Genomic DNA, 2,609 nt, shown 5'->3' on the forward strand with positions numbered 1-2,609 from the left:
TAATGGCGACCAAGACAGCCGAAGTAAGAGGTATTGTAAAAAGCACCAAAGGCACTGACTTCTACGAAGTCAGAAAGATTTTTAGTGCCTATTGACTAGCAGGGGGCTCATATGTGTTAAACAAATGTTCATTAATGTATTGATGCAAGAAATGAATGTTCAATAAAAGTAAACTGACTCCCTTTTAAACTTTGAGCTTCTAACATTTTAATAGCCGTAGGCTTGGCGGTAATGTTCGGCCTCTAGAGTCGAAGTTTTTCAAACATAGCTACTTCTTATTCTTACTTTTTCTTGCCACTCTTCTATTAAATCTATTAGCATTTGTCTTTGGCTCAGGCGCTCTACGATTCTGGGGGAGCGCTCAAACCGTATTAGAGTGATTTTTGAATCAACAAGCTTTTCTATAGTTTGAGGGAGCTCAATCAGCTTATCTCGATATTCAAGTAAAGATAAAGCCACTAGCACTACCCCTGTTCGACCAATGCCACCCATGCAATGGATAAGCATATGAGGACACTCAGGCAGGCAGTTATTAATGTTATCAAGCAAAACGTTAAACTTGTCTAAAGGGTAGCTTTGTCCATCGGCCCAATCGTTTAAGCAATATCGGTTCACGTAATGACGTGAACGGCGACTGTCTTCAATTTCATAATTATGGAAGTAAACTCCTGTTTCGATTTTTGTGACGGTTATAGATCCCATCAATATTTTTTGACCATTGCCATCAGGGTAGTAGGGGATTTTTGTATCGGGTGTTCCTGATAAATCCCAAATTATTTGTGTGTTAGTTTGCATAACCATTTTCCAGAAAAGTTCAAATGGTTCTTTAGTGGTAGATGGATGCTCCGAAGCGATAATTCGACCAAAATTGGGAACATTAACGTAGTTAGCTGAAATCAAGCCTTTTTCAGCAGCACTGCTTCTGAAGGTTTTTATGGGGACAGAAGTGTGCTCTGCAATAAGAATGTCGGTGAATAATGGATAGGCCGGCCTTATTAACCTGACTCGTGCACGACAATGTTGTGTCGTGTTTGTATCTTCTCTTTGCTTTGGCTCAACGTCTGATTCTGACATAGGGGGAGGAATAAAGCAGTACCCAAGGTGAACGGCTTTTGGATAACCTTGTGCAGCAGGGGTACTGAGAAATGTGGAAAAGCGAGAGTGTTGTTCACTTGGTTGAGCTGGACTTGCAACAAACGATTGGCTTAGCTGTGCACTAGGAAGGCTTGAGCTTAGATAAACTTCTGGGCTTTGCTCAGGGTGAGCTAGGGACTGACCTGATAAACGATAGCTAGGCTGTAGTTGCTGATGTGAAAGCGTTTCAGGCTGCATTTCCATAATCTAAGTTGTATAAAATTTGAGTGAATGTAATTTAAAGTTATCCGCTTCGCTTATAATGGATAACATCATTGGCATCTATTGAATTGCTACCTATTGGCTTCCTGTAGAAGAGTTATCAGGAACAAAATTTAAAAATTGTGTGTGTAACGAAGCCCCTATTGTCTTCTTTGTTAAAGAGTAACGGCTTATAAATGAAGCAACTGCAATTCTATCCGCATCACGCCCTCTATCTGTATCACTAAAATAAATATCAAACTCACTAAAGTGAGTTGCGCTCCATCTTGAGGCTCCTTTTATTGGTAATTTAACTCTAACAAGCCATTTATCATCTCCATCTTGAATACCATTATCTCTCATGGCGTTAGTGATGAAAGTGTGGTGTGCATCTGTATATTCACTGAGTAATCGATCATTTCCTTTATTCCAAATTAAGGGGGGAAGGTTTTTACCCTCAATTGCTGTAGGGAAGTAGTAATGTTTTATCTCAGCTACTTTTGTGGTTATGGCTGTAATTAACCCACTCATACTTAAACCTATTGACAATCTAAGATGGGATTTAAGCAGGCTGACATGAAAGTGTTAAAATGAGAAATGCAAAAACTATATAAGTTATATGACTTACCAGTACGCCTTGTAACTGGCTGATAACTTAGTACTATTTTTAACAAAAATAAGACAGAAAGAAGCCGAATTCGCTAGCTCTAATTTTTAGCTAGAGATATTTTAAATCTCTGAGGGTTTTATTCCCCGCAGCTTGCTGCGAAATTAGGTGAATGAGTGAGTTTATACACAAGAGTCATAACGTAACTGTTTTGTTATATCACCTAGTTTTCCCAGCAAAATACAGAAGGGCAGTTTTTGATGAATCAGTTGACGAAGAACTGAAACAAGTCTGTCTAGAAATAGAGCTAAGATATGAACTTAAGTTCTTAGAAATAGGAACAGACAAAGATCATGTTCATTTCCTAGTTCAGTCAGTCCCGACTTATAGTGTGAAAAATATTGTCCAGAAGTTGAAAAGTATTACAGCCAGAGAAGTCTTTAAGAGATGCCCTCAAGTCAAAAAGATGTTGTGGGGTGGTGAATTCTGGAGTGATGGTTATTTTGCAAGTAAGGTCGGAAAGCATGGTGATGAATCGATGATAGCAAATTATGTCAAAAACCAAGGAAAAGGTGATAAGTACAAAGCGCTACATAAAGATCACCAGTTAACGTTGTTCTGAGATAAATACCCCGCTTCGCGAAGCGAAGTCGAGCCGAAGGTGAGA

At 39.0% G+C, this 2,609-nt stretch carries 3 protein-coding genes; 1 reads left to right on the forward strand and 2 read right to left on the reverse strand.

The window, feature by feature from the left end:
• Positions 1–258: 258 nt before the first annotated feature.
• Together D5018_RS21130 and D5018_RS21135 are read right to left on the reverse strand one after the other, a co-directional pair.
• Positions 259–1,332: a protein-tyrosine phosphatase family protein gene (locus D5018_RS21130; RefSeq protein WP_165905149.1), complete on the reverse strand. Its 1,074-nt coding sequence runs from the start codon at positions 1,330–1,332 to the stop codon at positions 259–261.
• Positions 1,333–1,431: 99 nt separating this feature from the next.
• A complete protein-coding gene (locus D5018_RS21135; protein ID WP_121840944.1) occupies positions 1,432–1,866 on the reverse strand; it encodes a hypothetical protein in 435 nt (144 codons plus the stop codon).
• 248 nt (positions 1,867–2,114) lie between these two features.
• On the opposite strand from D5018_RS21135, the gene tnpA reads away from it, so the two are divergent.
• Entirely contained in the window at positions 2,115–2,564 is a 450-nt protein-coding gene (tnpA, locus tag D5018_RS21140) for an IS200/IS605 family transposase (RefSeq protein ID WP_121840945.1), read from the forward strand.
• The last annotated feature ends 45 nt before the right edge of the window (positions 2,565–2,609 follow it).

It is taken from the genome of Parashewanella curva, assembly GCF_003675895.1.
GTDB classification, from domain to species: domain Bacteria; phylum Pseudomonadota; class Gammaproteobacteria; order Enterobacterales; family Shewanellaceae; genus Parashewanella; species Parashewanella curva.